The organism is Candidatus Poriferisocius sp., from assembly GCF_965219775.1.
Taxonomy (GTDB): domain Bacteria; phylum Actinomycetota; class Acidimicrobiia; order Acidimicrobiales; family Bin134; genus Poriferisocius.
The window spans coordinates 1,764,409-1,780,171 of sequence record NZ_OZ244793.1; the positions used below are offsets into that span (position 1 = coordinate 1,764,409).

The following is a 15,763-nucleotide window of genomic DNA, read 5'->3' on the forward strand; positions in this document are numbered from 1 at the left end:
CCCAGGCACCACCGTGGACCATCTTCCCGAAGCCGAGCACCACGAGCTGTTGCGATCCACCGTCCGGCGGTTCGTGGAGGCGGAGATGCCCCGGGAGCTGGCCCGCCAGTGGGATCGCAACAATCAAATCGATCGCAGCGTGCTGACCAAGCTGGCCGACCTCGGCCTGTTCGGCATCACCATCCCCGAGCGTTACGGCGGGTCGGGTCGGGACATCACCGCCACCATGATCGTGATCGAGGAGCTCTGCCGGCGCAGCACCGCCATCGGCAGCGCCTACATCTACGGCGCCTGTTACGCGGGCATGAACCTGGTGGAGTCGGCCGACGAGTCCCAGCGCCAGGAGTGGCTGCCCCTGGTGGCCCGTGGCGAGATGCTGTTCTCCTACGGCCTGACCGAACCCGACGTGGGCTCCGATCTGGCCGGCGTGACCACCACCGCGGTGCGCGACGGCGAGGTGGTGCGGATCAACGGGGCGAAGCGGTTCTGTTCGGGCACCACCTTCACCGACTACATCTACACTCTGGTCAACTCCGACCCCGACGGCGAGCGCTACCGCAACCTCTCGTTCGTGCTGATCCCGCCCCGGTCGCCGGGGGTGACCATCGAGCCCCAGCACGCCATGGGCCTCAAGGGCTCGATGACCACCGACGTGACCTTCACCGACGTGGAGGTGCCCGCCACCAACATCGTGGGCGGCGACCAGGGCTGGAACCAGGGGTGGGCCAAGCTGGCCGGACCCGGGTTGGACGTGGAGAAGATCGAGGTGGCCGCCATGGCGCTGGGCATCGCCACCGGGGCGGTGGAGGACGCCTGGGCCTACGCCCAGGAGCGGGTGCAGTTCGGCAGGCCGGTCAGCAGCCACCAGTCCATCCGCCACATGCTCTCCGAGGGCCGCACCCGGCTGTTGGCCGCCCGCCTGATGACCTACCACGCCGCCCGCCTGCTGGATGAGGACAAGCCGGCCGGGGTGGAGACCTCCATGGCCAAGCTGTTCGTGTGCGACACCGCCACCGAAATCGTGCTGTCGATGCAGCGGGTGATGGGCGCCTACGGCTACGTGGAAGACTTCGACATGGAGCGCTACGTGCGCGACGTGCTGGCCATGCCCATCATCGGCGGCTCGTCGGCCATTCAGCGCAACAACATCGCCAACCGACTTGGCTTGACAAAGGAGTAGACCACCGATGACCCTCACCAAGGATCCGATGGACACCGACGCCGCCACCGAGAAGGTGGTGGCCTGGCTGGAGGCCAACCTGGGGGGCACGGTCACCGACATCTCCCGACAGGCCCGCTGGCGGCCGGTGTGGTTCGCCGACCTGGAGCGCAACGGCGAGCGGCTGGAGCTGTGCGTGCGGGGGGACCGCACCGACATGCGACTGGTATTCCCGCTGGATCACGAGATGCGCCTGCAGAAACTGCTCGGCGAACACGGCATCCCGGTGGCGCAGGTCTACGGGTGGATCGACGACCCGATGGCCTACGTCATGGACCGGGTGCCCGGTGAGAACCACTTCGAGAACTCCACCGACGCCGAGCGCGACGCGGTGGTGGACGACTACCTGCACATCCTGGCCCGCATGCACGCCCTGGACGTGGAGCCCTTCGCCGCCGCGGGCATCAGCCGAGCCGAACGGCCCGAAGAGTCGGGCTTGTTGGGCCTGCGACGCTACGAGGACTTGTATCGCAGCCAAAAGGAACTTCCCGACCCGTTCCTGGAGTTCTGTTTGGGCTGGCTGAGGCGCAACCCCCCGTTCTCGCGGGGACGGGAGTCGGTCATCGTGTGGGACACCGGGCAGTTCCACCACGACAACAACCGCATCCTGGCCGTGCTCGACGTGGAGATCGGCCACATCGGCGACCCGATGATGGATCTGGCCGCCTGGCGCCAGCGTGACACCGTGCTCGGGTTCGGCAACTTCGCCAAGCTCTACGACCGCTACGGCGAGCTGGCCGGGGAGCCGGTGGACCTGGAGGCCATCCAGCGCCACCACTTCATGTTCACGCTCTCCAACCAGCTACCGCTGGGGGCTGCGTGTCGCCGGCCCACCCCCGATTCCGATCTGATGACCAACCTCCAGTGGTGCTATGAGACCAACCTGTTCGCCACCGAGGCCTTGGCCGAGATCCTCGACGTGGAATTGCCCACCGTGGAGCTGCCCGAGCCCCGGGAGTCCCGGGCCGAGGTGGTGCTCGACCATCTGGTCCGCAATCTGCGCACCGTGCAGATCGACGACGAGTACCTCCGCTACAAGCTGCGCACCATGTTCCGCATGGCCCGCCACGCGGCCCGCATCGACGAGATCGGCGACGCCGTGTCCGAGGCCGACCTCGACGACCTGCACGAGCTGCTGGGCCACCGCCCCGAGTCGTGGCTGACCGGGGAGGCCGAGCTGGAGCAGTTCGTGCTGGCAAACGCCGACACCGACCGATTCGACGAGGCCCTGGTCACGCTGTTCCACAAGCGCAACCTGCGGGCCCAGATGCTCCTCGGCCCCGCGGGCTCCGCCATGGCGCGCCACCTCCGCATCCAGACCTTCAGCGACTAGCCGCTCCCCACCCATGGACATCGACACCCGTGGGCGTGTGCTGCGAATTTGTCACGTTGCGAGCTGCGAGTTTGCTCAGTTGCTAGCTGCGAGTTTGCTCAGTAGCGAGCTGCGAGTTTGCTCAGTAGAGGGCCCGGGCTCACCCCAGGAGTCGGGCGGCGACGGCGGCGGCGCCGATGAGGCCACCGTGAGGGCCGAGGGGGCTGGGCACGATGCGGGTACCCCGAGAGTGGATCAACCGGCAGATGTGGTCGATCTCGGCCTGGGCGGCCGAGAAGAAGTCATCGCCGTAGCCCAGCGCCACCGATCCACCGGCCACGGCCAGGCGCAAGTCCAACAGATTGGCCACCGAGCCCACCCCTCGGCCCACCAGCGTGCCCACCCGGCGGCGCGTCTCCGGCGGGGCCTCGGCCGGGGCGACGCCGTCGAGCAGGTCGGCGATGGCCGTGCCCGAGGCCTGACCCTCCAACAGGCCCACCGCCCCGGCGGCGTCGGCCCGCCCGCCCTCGGTCACGAACACATGGCCGATGTGGCCGGCGTTGCCGTCGGCGCCGTCGAGCAGCCGTCCGTTCAACACGATGCCGCCCCCCACCCCGGTGGACACCACCATGGCCAGGTAGTTGTCCTCCCCTACCGCGGCCCCCACCCATCCCTCGGCCAAAGCCAGGGCCTTGGCGTCGTTGTCCACCGCCACCGGCAGCCCGAGCACCGCCGACAGCCGCTCCTGCAGGGGAAAGTCCCGCCAGACGTCGATGTTGAGGGGCGACAGCAGCCGGTGATGGTCCCGGGCCGGTCCCCCGCTGCCCACCCCGCAAGCCCCCACCGGCCCGTCGTGCTCGGCCAACGTGGCCTCGGCCAACGCCACCAACTTGGCGAACAGGGCCTCCCCGTCGGGCGATGCCGTGGGCGCCTGGCGATGGCACCGCACCCGGCCGTCGGGCCCGACCACGCCGGCGGCCACCTTGGTGCCACCGATATCCACCGCCAGCACCGGGCCACCCAACTCGATCTTCACGGGCCGAGGTTACCCAAGCGCCCGGCTCGAACCCGGCCTGGCACGTCCGTCGCCGGGTCACGGGTTGAGGCTACCCGGCCTCCTCGGGTGCCTCCGACGAGGGCGAGCCACCGCCGGTGGCCTGGGGGGTGGGATAGACCAGTCGAATCAGGAGCACTCCGGCCACCAGGCCTGTCCCCTGCATCACGATGAACAGAGGGGCCGAGGAAGGTTGGATGCCGGTGAAGGTGTCGGAGAACATACGTCCCACGGTCACCGCCGGGTTGGCGAAGCTGGTGGACGACGTGAAGTAGTAGGCCCCGCCGATGTAGGCGGCCACCGCCCCGGCCACGAACCGGAGCCGCCCGGTGCGCACCAACGAGAAGATCAGCGCCACCAGCCCGGCAGTGGCAATCACCTCGCCGAGCCACAGGTGACCGGCGGAACGGTCCTTGGTGCTCCAGTCCACCGCCCCCAAGTCGAACATGAGGTTGGCCAACACCGTCCCGACCACCGCTCCGGCCACCTGGGCGGCCACGTAGGGGGCGATACGGCGCCCGGGAAAGTCGCCCAACACCCAGTCGGCCACCGTCACCGCCGGATTGAAATGGGCCCCCGAGGCGGGGCCGAACATCAAGATGATGGCGTAGAGCACCCCCGCGGTGGCTGCCGCGTTCTGGAGGAGCTGCAGCCCCACGTCGGTGGGCGACAACCGCTCGGCCATGATCCCCGACCCCACCACCCCGATCAGCAACAGTGCCGTGCCGACAAACTCGGCCACCAGCTTGCGGGACAACTCCATTCCCTTCACCACTTCAGTCACGTTGTGCCGTTCACTTCCCCCGCCTCGAGGCAAGGGTGACGTCACACTCCACCGGCCATGTTCTGTTTGGTTCGGTCAGATTGCCCGCCATGTCAACAGGTTGGTCCTTGCCGCGATCGAAACAGGACTGGGAACCTTGGCGGGGTGCTGGTGGAGGGTGTCACAGGCACCCCACCAAGGTCCAGTGGGACGCTGCGCCGGAAGGGATAAGCAACAGCGTCGTGGGGATCAGGCGTATGTCACAGTCAAAAGACTATGTGACCTGGGGAAACGCCCGAGCTACCGGACATTGCCCCAAAGTGGCCGCCCGGTGAACTTTGACCGCCGGCATCGGCGACAAGTTACGCTCGGCGGCCATGCGGTTCACCGGCGCCCGCGTTGCCCGCCGAGAGGATCCCCGCCTGTTGGCCGGTGCCGGGCGCTTCGTGGACGACATCGACCGGCCCGGCCTGCTGGAGGCCGCCTTCGTGCGCAGCCCGGTGGCCCACGGTCGGATCCTGTCGGTCACCACCGACGACGCCACCGCCGTCGACGGGGTGGTAGCCGTGCTCACCGCCGAGCACCTGGCCCGAAGCTGCGCCCCGATGGCGTCGGCGAGCGCGGGGCCCCTCATCGTGCCTGCTCACCATCCCCTGGCCGGCGACCGGGTTCGCTTCGTGGGCGACCCCGTGGCCCTGGTCATCGCCACCAGCCGGGCGGGCGCCGAGGACGGGGCCGACGCGGTGGTGCTGGACATCGACCCCCTACCCCCGGTGACCACCACCGCTGAGAGGGCCGAAGGCGCAGTGCCGGTCTGGGACGAAGCCCCCGACAACGTGCTCTGGTCCGATGAGGCGACCTGGGGCGACCCGGACACCGCGTTCGCCTCGGCCGCCCACGTCATCTCCGAGACCCTCTCCCAGCACCGCCACACCTGTGCCCCCTTGGAGGCCCGGGCCGGGGTGGCCCACTTCGACCCGTCCACCGGAAACCTCCACTACGAGGTGTCACACCAGAACCCTCACGCCCTGCGGCTTCACCTCGCCGCCATCCTGGGCATCGCCGCCTCCCAACTGCGGGTGACCTGCCCCGACATCGGCGGGTCGTTCGGCCTCAAGTCCAACCCCACCCGGGAGGACGTGGCCGTGTGCGCCGCCGCCCGGCACCTGGGCCGGTCGGTGCGGTGGGTGGCCGACCGGGCCGAGAACCTGGTGGCCGGGGGCCACGCCCGCGAGGAACAGGTGCGGGTGCAGGCCGCCCTCGACGAACACGGGGTGGTCACCGGACTACAGGCCGAGCTGGTGATGGATCACGGGGCCTACCCCTTCTTGAACCTGCCGCTGTCACTGTTCGCCAACATCGTGAAGGTGCTGTTGCCGGGCACGCTGCGGGTGCGCCACTACCGCTTCCGGGGGTCGGTGGTGGCCACCAACAAGGCGTCGTACGTGGCCTACCGGGGGCCGTGGGAGATCGAGTGCTGGGTGCGGGAGCGGCTCATGGATCTCATCGCCCGTCGTCTCAACCTCGACCCGCTGGAGGTCCGTCGCCGCAACTACCGGGGCGACGACCAATTCCCCGGCACCATGCTCACCGGACCATCGCTGGAGTACATGACCATCAACCAGACCCTGGACCGGGCCGTGGAGCTGGCCGACTACCACGGCTTCCGGCAGGCTCAGGTCGAGGCCAGGGGCCAGGGCCGGCATCTGGGCATCGGGCTGTGTACCTACCTGGAGCCCGGCCCCGGCCCCACCGACTACGGGCAGGCCCTGGGATTCACCTACGAACAGCGTTCCCTCCAACGGGCCCGGGTCAAGCTGGAGCCCGATGGGGCGGTCACCGTGTACACCAGCCAGCAGCCTCACGGCCAGAGCCACGAGACCACCTTGGCCCAAGTGGTGGCCGACGAGTTGGGGGTGGACATCGACAAGGTGAGGGTGGCAGTCGGCGACACCGATCTTGCGCCGTTCAACATGGTGGGCACCGGCGGGAGCCGGGCGGCCACCCTCGGCGCCGGGGCCGCCCAGGGAGCGGCCCGCATCGTGCGCCACAAACTGCTGTCGGTGGTGGCCGCCCTACTGGAGGCCAACCCGGCCGATCTGGAGATCACCGACGGCGTGGTGGCCGTGCGGGGCTCCCCCGATCGCCACAGGACCGTGGCCGAGGTGGCCCGGCTGTCCTACCTGGCGCCGTTCACCCTCCACCAAGACCTGGGGGACGGCTTCGACGCCTCGTTCGACTTCGAGACGCCGGCAGGTGGGTGGACCCAGTCCACCCACGTGTGCTGGGTGGAGCTGGACCCCGGCACCGGCCAAGTGACCGTCCCCCGCTACCTGGTGGTGGAGGATTGCGGGGAGATGATCCACCCCGCGGTGGTGGAGGGACAGATCCGGGGAGGGGTGGCCCAGGGGATCAGCAGCGTGCTGTTCGAGCGCATCGTCTACGACGGCGACGGCCAGTGCCTGACCTCCACGTTCATGGACTACCTGCTGCCCACCGCCGCCGAGATTCCCCGCATCGACATCGAACACCTGGAGGGCCCCTCTCAGGGCGACGTGCCCTGGCGGGGTGTGGGTGAGGGCGGCGCCATCGGTGCCCCTGCGGCGTTGTGCAACGCCATCGAGGACGCCTTGGCCCCCTGGGGTGCCACCATCACCGAGCAGTACCTTCCCCCGAGCCGCATCCTGGACTTCATCGCGGCTGTTCACGGCCCGGCCCCCGACGGGGATGTCGCCCGCGGGTAGCGTGAGGCCCGTGAGCGGCAATTCCATGGGGGATACGGAGGGCAGCGAGGCGATCGGGGAGCGGCGGCCGATCCGCATCGAGGATGTCCCGTGGGAGGACTACTCCGATCCCAACGAGCCGGGCCGGGCGCCGGGGCCGCTGGTGCGGTGGCTGGTGGACCCGGCCTCGGGCAATCGGGTGATGCACGTGAAGTCGTGGGCGGGCCGCAACGCCGCGGCTCACTGGCACTTGTCCGACACCGTCTATCTGGTGACCAAGGGTGAGTTCATCGTGGAGGGCGAGGAGCCCTACCGGACGGGCGACCTGCGGTGGGTGCGGGGCGGGTTCGCCTACGGGCCGGAGCGGGCCGGGCCCGACGGCTGCGAGTACCTCTTCTTCAGCCTCGGCCCCTACGACAAGCTCGACCCCGACGAGTACCCGCCGCCGCTGGGTCGATGGGACGACCCGTCCACCTGGGTGGAGGGCTACCCCCAAGTGGAGCGCACCAAGCTGATCGGCAGCCCCCGATGAGCCTGGTCATCACGCCACTGGATGCCCCGCTGGGCGCCGAGGTGTCCGGTTTCGACTTCGCCGCCCCCGCCGACCCCGAGATCACCACCCAACTCCAGGGCGCGGTGGACGAGCACCTGCTCCTGCTCTTTCGCAACCCGGAACCACCCACCCCGGCCCAGATCACCAACTTCTGCGAGCGGTTCGGACCGCTGCGACCCACCTTGGCCGACAAATCCCGCCTGCCCGGCTTCCCCGGCATCAACCGGGTGTCCAACGTGGACGTCGACGGCGTGGTCGGCACCGGCGGGAGCGACGTGGTGACCTACCACTCCGATCTCAGCTTCACCCCACCGCTCATCGAGTTCCTGTATCTGGACGCGGTGCGGTTGCCGTCATCGGGTGGCACCACCAAGTGGGTGAACCTGGTGGCCGCCTACCGTGATCTCGACGACGCCACCAAGGGCCAAATCGACGACCTGGGTGTGGTCTACCGGCTTCGGGACGGACTCGACTTCGGCAGCTACTTCAAGGCCACCGACGGCCAGGCTCTGCTGGCCGACCGCACCTGCATCTCCCTGGTGCAGACCAACCCCCGCAACGGTCGCCGCAGCGTGTGGCCCAACACCGGCCCCGACTTCGCCGCCGAGGTCACGGGCTGCGAACCCGACGAAGGGGACGCCCTGTTGGCCGACCTGTTCGCTCACTGCACCCAGGACCGATACGTCTACGAGCACCACTGGACCGTGGGCGACGCCGCACTCTGGCTCAACACCCAGACGATGCACCAGCGCGAGGCCTTCCCCTCCGACCAAGTACGCGAGCTCCGCCACGTCAACATCCTCGGCCACACCGACCCCCGCCAAACCCCGCCCTGACCACCTCCCCGAGCGGCTGCTCCCATGAATCAATTGGAAGGAGCGATCAGGATGGAACGCTTCTCTGAAATCAACCTCGATGCACTTCTGAGTACATTTTGGACCACGTATCGTTACAGCTTTCTCGATGCTCTACATTTGCTGAAATAATCCTGAAATAATCGCTCTATTGTAGGATTTCTTGTCCGGTTATGTCACCCGGCCCGGTATACTTGCATGCATGGAGTTTGATTCTTCCACCAGCACAAGTTCTGGCCCGCCGGGCGGGGTTCGGGATGCGGTGGCGGCGATGGTTGCTGAGTTCGAGTTGCAGGATTATTCGGAGTTGGACGCCCCTGGGGTGATCAAGAGGGTGTTGGAAGCCGACATGGTGCGCCGTCAGGTCGAGGCGCACCTGGCCGGGTTGTTGGTCCGGTTGGGTGAACTCGCCGGCGACGACACCGTGGAGGCGGTGTGCCAGCAGTTCGGTTTGCCTTCCCGCAAGGCCAAGCGTCAGGCGAAGACGGCCAAGGGGTTGCGGGCACTGCCGGATGTGTTGGATGCCGCCCGCGACGGGTTCATCACCATGGACCACGCCGAGTTGATCGCCGCCTCCCACGAACGCGCCCCCCTGCGTGATGGGGACGGGTACGAGTTGGTCAAGCTGGCCCTCACCCAGTCGTTCGACCAGTTCCGCCGGTCGTTGGCAACCATGGAGAACCAACGGTTGGCCGCCGGTGGGATGACCCGCACCGAACGCCAACACGCCCGGCGCACCGCCAAGGTGTTCGAGGGGGACAACGACATGGTCATCGTCCACGCCGAGTTGGACGCCATCGCAGGCCAACGCGTCAAGACCGCCCTGGGGGCCATGAGCACCCGGCTGCTCCACCACGACAGCCAAGTCGGCCAGGAACGGTCGTTCGAGCAACGCAACGCCGATGCCCTCGTCGCCCTCATCACCCAACAACCCGCAGCAAGCCGCCCCGCTACCGAGGGGGAGTCTGCAGGCGGAGCCGATTGCGGGCCTACCCCGCAGAAGACGACTTTGGTGGTCACCGCCGAATGGGATCCCATCTACGGGGTGCTCCAAGACGCCGAACTCATCGACGGGACCCCCATCGAGGTCGAAGAACTCCGCCGATTGGCCTGTGACGCCGACATCATTCCGGCCATCTTCGGCACCGACGGCCAACCCCTCTACCTCGGCCGCACCCAACGAGCCCCCAACCAAGCCCAACGCCTCGCCCTGTACGCGAGGGACCAGGCCTGCGTCGACTGCGGGCTGGCCGCCCAAGCCTGCGACATCCACCACATCCAACCCTGGGAACACGGCGGCCCCACCAACATCGACAACCTCGTCCTCCTCTGCCCCACCTGCCACCGCAAAACCCACCGCCACGACCACCACCACGGCCACCCCAAGAAGCACCGACGCGGACCCACACCCCCAGCCACCCACCACCACGGCAATCAGCCACTACGAGCGGCCTCAGCCCAAGCGCCGTAGCCATTGCGGGGCAACAAGAGCGCAATCCCGGTTTCCTTCCGAAATTGGCCCTATTTCTGAACTTTATGAGCTTATCCTTCTGAAATGAGGTTTGATTCTGAAGATTAGGGGATTATCCTTCGGAAATGAGCCAAGACACACCGGGTGTGGCCGGGCACACGGTCGTTGTCGAGTGGAACGGGCATCCCGTTGAGGCGTGGGTTCCGGCCCGCCTTCGAGATCGCCCATTGGACGTATCGGCCTCCACGGCACGAGCCGGCGAAAGGGCGCATGCTGCTCTGAGCCTGGCCGACGCCCGGCTGCCCGAGCGCTGGGAACCGCTCGCTCGGCTCCTGCTGCGGAGCGAGGGAGTGGCCTCCTCCAGAATCGAGGGGTTGCGTGAACCCATGGAGGCGGTGTTGATCGCAGGCCGCACCGGAATGGGCGGCACTGCAGGCTGGGTGGCCGACAACTTGGCCGTCATCGACTGGGCCCTGAACACCGCCCATGAACCGTTGACGGTGGAATTGCTGAACGCATGGCATCGGCAGTTGATGCAACACGGGACGCTGCCACCCGACCTGGTAGGGGTCTTCCGACCCTCACTGGGATGGGTGGGCGGTCAGACTTCCCGGAACGCGGCCTACGTCCCCCCACCCCCCTCGGCAATCTCCGACCTGATGGACGACCTGATCACCTTCGCCGACCGGGAGCCCCAAGAACTCGATCCGGTCTCCCATGCGGCCATCATTCATGCCCAGTTCGAGGCCATCCATCCCTACGGCGACGGCAACGGGCGCCTGGGTCGGGCGTTGATCAGCCGAACCCTTCGTCGCCTGGGCGTGGCCAACCGCTCGACCGCTCCCATGAGCATGGCCATTGCTCGCGATCCCGGCGGATATCTGGCCGGGCTCCGTTTCTTCGAACTCGGATCGCTCGACCAGTGGGTCAGGTGGTTCGCCGAAACCGCCGAAAAGGCCGCGTCCACCACGATGGAGACTATCGAGGAGACCGAAGCACTGTTGTCCCGTTGGGCAGAGGCGACAGCCGGCCTGCGCGCGGACCACTCCGCTCGAGCCTTGCTCCCTCGTCTGCCTGCCCACCCGCTGATCAGCGCCGCCGACGTGGCCGAGCTCCTCGGCGTCAGCGAGCGCACCGCCCACGGCGCCCTGACGGCACTGGTCGACCGAGGCATCCTGGCACCCATCAACGTTGCCGCACGGTCCCCCGGCCGAAACCGCCGCTGGTTCATTGCCCCTGACCTGCTCGATCACGGGCGGCCCCGAGTGACAGCGCCCAAAGGACGTTGGGGCCCAAGGGATAGGGTGGACCCGTGAAGGTAGCGGTCGTCTACAACCGGGACAGCAAGAACGTCATCAACCTCTTCGGTGCGCCCAACCAGGAGAAGATCGGCATGCGCACCATCGGACGCCTGACCAAGGCGTTGACCAGCGGCGGGAACCAGGTGCAGGCGTTCGAGGCCGACAAGGAACTCATCAACCGACTGGAAGAGTTCATGCCCCGGGTGATCAAGGGCGAACAGCCCGGCATGGTGTTCAACGTGTCCTATGGGCTGCAGGGCCAAGCCCGCTACACCCACGTGCCCAGCATCCTGGAGATGGTGGGCATCCCCTACGTCGCCTCCGGGCCGCTCGGCCATTCCTTGGCCCTGGACAAGGTGGTCACCAAGATGATCCTGCGCCAGCAGAACATCCCGACCCCGGAGTTCACCGTGCTGGAAACCCCCGAAGCCCCCATCCCCGGCGATGTGGCCTACCCGGCCATCGTCAAACCCAAGAACGAAGCGGTCTCCTTCGGCCTCCGCGTGGTCAACAACGACGACGAACTCCGAGAAGGCGCCGGGGTGATATTCGAGGCCTACCACCAGCCGGTGCTCGTGGAGCGCTTCATCGAGGGCCGCGAAATCAACGTCGGCATCCTCGGCAACTGCCCCCCGGAGCCCTTCCCCCCGGTCGAGCTGTCGTTCGGCGTCGACGGTCCCCAAATCTACACCTACGAGGACAAGACGGGCCGCAGCGGGCGCAGCATCGAGCCCGTCTGTCCGGCACCGATCTCCGACGAACTCACCGCCGAAGCTCAGGACATCGCCGTGCGGTCGTTTCGCGCCCTGGGGTTGTACGACTGCGCCCGGGTGGATCTGCGCCTCGACGACGAGGGCAACCTCTACGTGTTGGAAGTGAACAGCCTGCCCAGCCTGGGGGAGCACGGGTCGTACCTCGTGGGCGCCGCCTACGTGGGCCTGGACTTCGAGGGGTTCGTGAACCGCCTGCTGGACGTGGCCCGCGCCCGCTATTTCGGTACCCCCACTCCCCCGGTGGTCGACGGCGCCAAGGCCGACCCCCGCAAGCACGCGGTGGCGTACGTGACGCAACGGCGCGACCGCATCGAGCGCCGGGTCAAGGAATGGGTGGAGCTGCCCAGTGCCTTTGACGATCCCGTCGGCCTGCAACGAGCCATGACCAGGGCGGGCAATCTGTTCGACGAATTGGCCATGAAGCCCATACCGGAGCTGACCGACGCCCCGCAGGTCGGCGCCTGGGAGACCCAGGCCGGACTCGACGGGGGCACGCTCTTTCTGGCCGGTCTGGACACCCCCCGATCGCAGCTCTCGCCCACGCAGCCGTTCCGCCGCGACCCCGAGAAGCTCTACGGGGAAGCCGTCGGGCAACGGGCCGGCCTGGTGATGTTGGAATACGCCCTCCGCAGCCTGCGCAGCATCCGGCGGCTGCGACGCCTCCCCCTCGGGGTGATGCTGTGTACCGACGAGGTGTTGGGCTGCCGCAAGAGCGCCGAGATCAGCCAGGCGGCCGCCCGAGCCCAGCGGGTCTTTGTGTTGGCCCCGTCCCCCGAATCCGACGGCATCGTGCTGCGGCGCCGGGGAAACCGCAAGCTGACCCTCCAGGTCACCGGCAATCCCATATTGCCGGTGCAGACCACCCAACGGCAGGCCACCACCCGCTGGACCATCGCCAAACTGGAGCAGATCGTGCAGCTCACCTCCCGGAGCAAAGCGGTGTCGGTGTCCATCCTCGACCTCGCCACCCACGGCTACGCCCAATATCTTCCCCACCAGGTGCGGGCGGGACTCCTGATCACCTATCAGGACCGCGAACGGGCGACGGAATTGGAGCGGGAAATCCGCGCCATCCTGGGTCGCAGGGGCTGCCGATGGGATCTCACGGTGGACTGGGACCGACCGCCCATGCCGGAAACCGACCAGAACGCGGCCCTGCTGGAGCGTTGGAACGACGTGGCCGACCAGCACGGCATCAGCTTCCAGCGCACCACCTCCAGCGTCGCCTCCCTCGGGGGCCTGGTGGCCGCGACCACGCCGAGTCTTTGCGGCATCGGGCCAGCCGCCCACGGCCGCAGCACCCCCGACGAGCACATCGAGCGCATCAGCCTCATCGAGCGGACCCTGGTGCTGACGGAGTTCTTGGCCCAGGAACTGCCCGCGTGACGTCCTTCCCCGGCCACCAGCCCCAGCGGGTGGCCACTTCCAACCGGGGCATGGTTTCCACCGCCCACCCCGGTGCCACTGCCGCCGGAGCCACCATCCTGGAAGCGGGGGGAAACGCCGTCGATGCCGCCGTCGCCGCCGCGTTGGCACTCGGGGTGTGCGAGCCCGCCGCCTCGGGGCTGGGTGGCCAGACGATGATGATGATCCACCTGGCCGACGAGGGCCGAACCATCGCCTTGGACGGATCCTCCCGGGCGCCCCACCGGGCCACGGTCGAATCGTTCGGCGACTTGGCACGTGAACGCCGGCGAGGCCACCGGGCCACCACCGTTCCCAGCTCGCCCGCGACCTACGACTACGCCCTGAGCCGCTACGGAGCCCTGGGACTCGGCGACGTCCTGCAGCCGGCCATACGCCTGGCCGAGGAGGGGTACGAGGTCAGCGAACTGCAGGAGCGACTGACCACCCGAGAACGCAAGCACCTGCGCCGCTCGCCCGGCGCCGCCTCGCTCTTCCTGCGTCACGGGCGGCACCCCTACCGGAAGGGGGCCGTCTTCCGTCAACCGGTGTTGGCCTCCACCCTGGGCCGCCTGGCCACGGTGGGCATGGACGACTTCTACCACGGGGAGATCGCCCGGCTCATCGCCGCCGACATGGACGCCAACGGGGGCCTCATCCAGGCCGACGATCTCGCCCAGATCCCCGTACCCATTGAGCGCGAGCCGCTCGACGGGCGCTTCCACGACCTCCAGGTCCACACCATGCCCCCGCCGGGAGCCGGCCGCACCCTCATTCAGATGATGAACGTGTACCAGTCGCTCCCTTCCGAACCGCGCGACCTCGACTCTCCCGACGGGGCCGTGCTCTTCGCCGAGACGATTCGGCAGGCCTTCCAGGACCGCCAGGACCGGCCCTTCCACCCGGAGGTCTATCCGCAAGTCGACGAGAAGGTCATGCTCAGCCGGAAGTACGCCCGGAGGCTGGCGTCAAGGATCCACCACATGGCGATCGGCAAGGGGGAGACCACGCACCTGTCGGTCATGGACGCCGCAGGAAACGCCGTGGCCCTGACCCAGTCCATCGAGAACGTCTACGGGGCGTGCGCGGCCTCACCCGAGCTGGGCTTTCTGTACAACAACTATCTCAGTGCCTACGAGTACGAGGACGCCACCCACCCCTACTACCTGCGGCCCAACGCCGTCCCCTGGGCCAGCGTGGCCCCCACCTTGGCGTTCTCCGACGGGCAGTGCTGCCTGGCCATCGGCTCTCCCGGCAGCGAGAGGATCGCCCCGGCCGTGCTCCAGGTGATGATCCGGCTGGAGGAGCAGTCACCGCCGGCCGCGGTGGACGCCCCCCGCCTGCACTGCTCGCTGGACGGGGAGGTCTCCCTGGAGGCTCCTCGAATGAGCGATGAGATTCCCGCCGCTCTGGAGCAGCGGGGCTTCACGGTGAGGCGCCGGGAGGCGTACGCGTTCTACTTGGGGTGCGTGCAACTCGTGAAGCGTGAAGGCGACCAGTTCATCGGCGTGGCCGACCCCCGCCGAGACGGCACCGCCGCCGGACCGGGCTGATGTCCCCTGCGCCGCCCAGCCCACGCCCCCAAGGCAGGCCCCTTCCACTCGGGGGTGGGGGTTAGCGTGGCGTTGCCCCTTGTGTTGTCGGTTCCCCACGCAGGCACCAGCGTGCCGCCCGAGGCCGAGCCGTACTGCGTGTTGACTCCGGCCCAGATCGAGGCCGACGGCGACGAGGGGGCCGCCGAGATCTATGCCCTGGCCGACGAGGTGGAGGTCCACGTGACCACCGAGGTCGCCCGGGCCATCGTCGACTTGAACCGGGCACCCGACGACTTCCGACCCGACGGCATCATCAAGACCCACACCTGCTGGCAGGAGCCGGTCTACGCCGCGTTTCCGCCTCCGGACGTGGTGAGGGCGCTGATCGACGCCTACTGGCGGCCGTACCATCGCCGCCTTCGCCAACTCGGGCAAAGCGGTCGGTTCCTGCTGGGGGTGGACGGTCACACCATGGCGGCCACCGGTCCCCCGACCGCGTCGGATGCGGGATCGACCCGGCCCCACGCCTGTCTCAGCAACGACGACCGCACCTGTCCGACCGAGTGGTTGGTCGCCCTGCAAGAGGCGTTGGCCCCCCGACTGGGCGGCGAGGTGACCGTCAACACCCCTTTCCGGGGTGGCTACATCACCCGCACCTGCGCCGAGGACATGCCCTGGTTGCAAATCGAGTTGTCCCGGGCCCCCTACATGACCAATCAGCAGAAGCGACAGGCGGTGTTGGCATCACTGGTTGAACTCTGCCGCTTCATCGGGAAGCCGGAGGGCGAGTGAGGCCGACGG

The 15,763-nt window shown here is 68.2% G+C and carries 12 protein-coding genes; 10 read left to right on the top strand and 2 right to left on the bottom strand.

Annotated features, from left to right (window positions below):
• The first annotated feature begins 13 nt into the window (after positions 1–13).
• Both ACOQPQ_RS07895 and ACOQPQ_RS07900 read left to right on the top strand, forming a co-directional pair.
• On the top strand, positions 14–1,180 hold the full coding sequence (locus tag ACOQPQ_RS07895; protein WP_420638895.1) for an acyl-CoA dehydrogenase family protein: 1,167 nt from the start codon (positions 14–16) through the stop codon (positions 1,178–1,180).
• 7 nt (positions 1,181–1,187) lie between these two features.
• Positions 1,188–2,552, top strand: a complete 1,365-nt coding sequence (locus ACOQPQ_RS07900; protein WP_420638896.1) for a phosphotransferase family protein — start codon at positions 1,188–1,190, stop codon at positions 2,550–2,552.
• Between the two features lie 139 nt (positions 2,553–2,691).
• Here ACOQPQ_RS07900 and ACOQPQ_RS07905 read toward each other — a convergent pair whose 3' ends face one another.
• A complete protein-coding gene (locus tag ACOQPQ_RS07905; protein ID WP_420638897.1) occupies positions 2,692–3,567 on the bottom strand; it encodes an ROK family protein in 876 nt (291 codons plus the stop codon).
• Positions 3,568–3,637: 70 nt separating this feature from the next.
• Positions 3,638–4,369, bottom strand: coding sequence for an aquaporin (locus tag ACOQPQ_RS07910; RefSeq protein ID WP_420638898.1), 732 nt, complete (start codon positions 4,367–4,369; stop codon positions 3,638–3,640).
• Between the two features lie 356 nt (positions 4,370–4,725).
• Here ACOQPQ_RS07910 and ACOQPQ_RS07915 point away from each other — a divergent pair, with 356 nt between their 5' ends.
• The 8 genes from ACOQPQ_RS07915 (at position 4,726) to ACOQPQ_RS07950 (ending at position 15,754) form a co-directional block, all read left to right on the top strand.
• Positions 4,726–7,092: a xanthine dehydrogenase family protein molybdopterin-binding subunit gene (locus ACOQPQ_RS07915; RefSeq protein ID WP_420638899.1), complete on the top strand. Its 2,367-nt coding sequence runs from the start codon at positions 4,726–4,728 to the stop codon at positions 7,090–7,092.
• A 10-nt stretch (positions 7,093–7,102) separates the two neighbouring features.
• On the top strand, positions 7,103–7,603 hold the full coding sequence (locus ACOQPQ_RS07920) for a cupin domain-containing protein (RefSeq protein WP_420638900.1): 501 nt from the start codon (positions 7,103–7,105) through the stop codon (positions 7,601–7,603).
• Positions 7,600–8,460 (top strand): TauD/TfdA dioxygenase family protein, encoded by an 861-nt coding sequence (locus ACOQPQ_RS07925; protein WP_420638901.1) that lies wholly within the window; start codon positions 7,600–7,602, stop codon positions 8,458–8,460. The genes ACOQPQ_RS07920 and ACOQPQ_RS07925 overlap by 4 nt, the downstream gene beginning before the upstream one ends.
• 220 nt (positions 8,461–8,680) lie before the next feature.
• Positions 8,681–9,949, top strand: a complete 1,269-nt coding sequence (locus tag ACOQPQ_RS07930; protein WP_420638902.1) for a DUF222 domain-containing protein — start codon at positions 8,681–8,683, stop codon at positions 9,947–9,949.
• Positions 9,950–10,368: 419 nt separating this feature from the next.
• Positions 10,369–11,265, top strand: coding sequence for a Fic family protein (locus tag ACOQPQ_RS07935; protein WP_420640377.1), 897 nt, complete (start codon positions 10,369–10,371; stop codon positions 11,263–11,265).
• Positions 11,262–13,409 carry an ATP-grasp domain-containing protein gene (locus tag ACOQPQ_RS07940; protein WP_420638903.1) on the top strand — a complete coding sequence of 716 codons (2,148 nt, stop codon included), beginning with the start codon at positions 11,262–11,264 and terminating at the stop codon, positions 13,407–13,409. Before ACOQPQ_RS07935 ends, ACOQPQ_RS07940 begins: the two co-directional genes overlap by 4 nt.
• Positions 13,406–14,980 (top strand): gamma-glutamyltransferase family protein, encoded by a 1,575-nt coding sequence (locus ACOQPQ_RS07945; RefSeq protein ID WP_420638904.1) that lies wholly within the window; start codon positions 13,406–13,408, stop codon positions 14,978–14,980. The genes ACOQPQ_RS07940 and ACOQPQ_RS07945 overlap by 4 nt, the downstream gene beginning before the upstream one ends.
• Before the next feature lie 66 nt (positions 14,981–15,046).
• Entirely contained in the window at positions 15,047–15,754 is a 708-nt protein-coding gene (locus ACOQPQ_RS07950) for an N-formylglutamate amidohydrolase (protein WP_420638905.1), read from the top strand.
• Positions 15,755–15,763 lie beyond the last annotated feature (9 nt).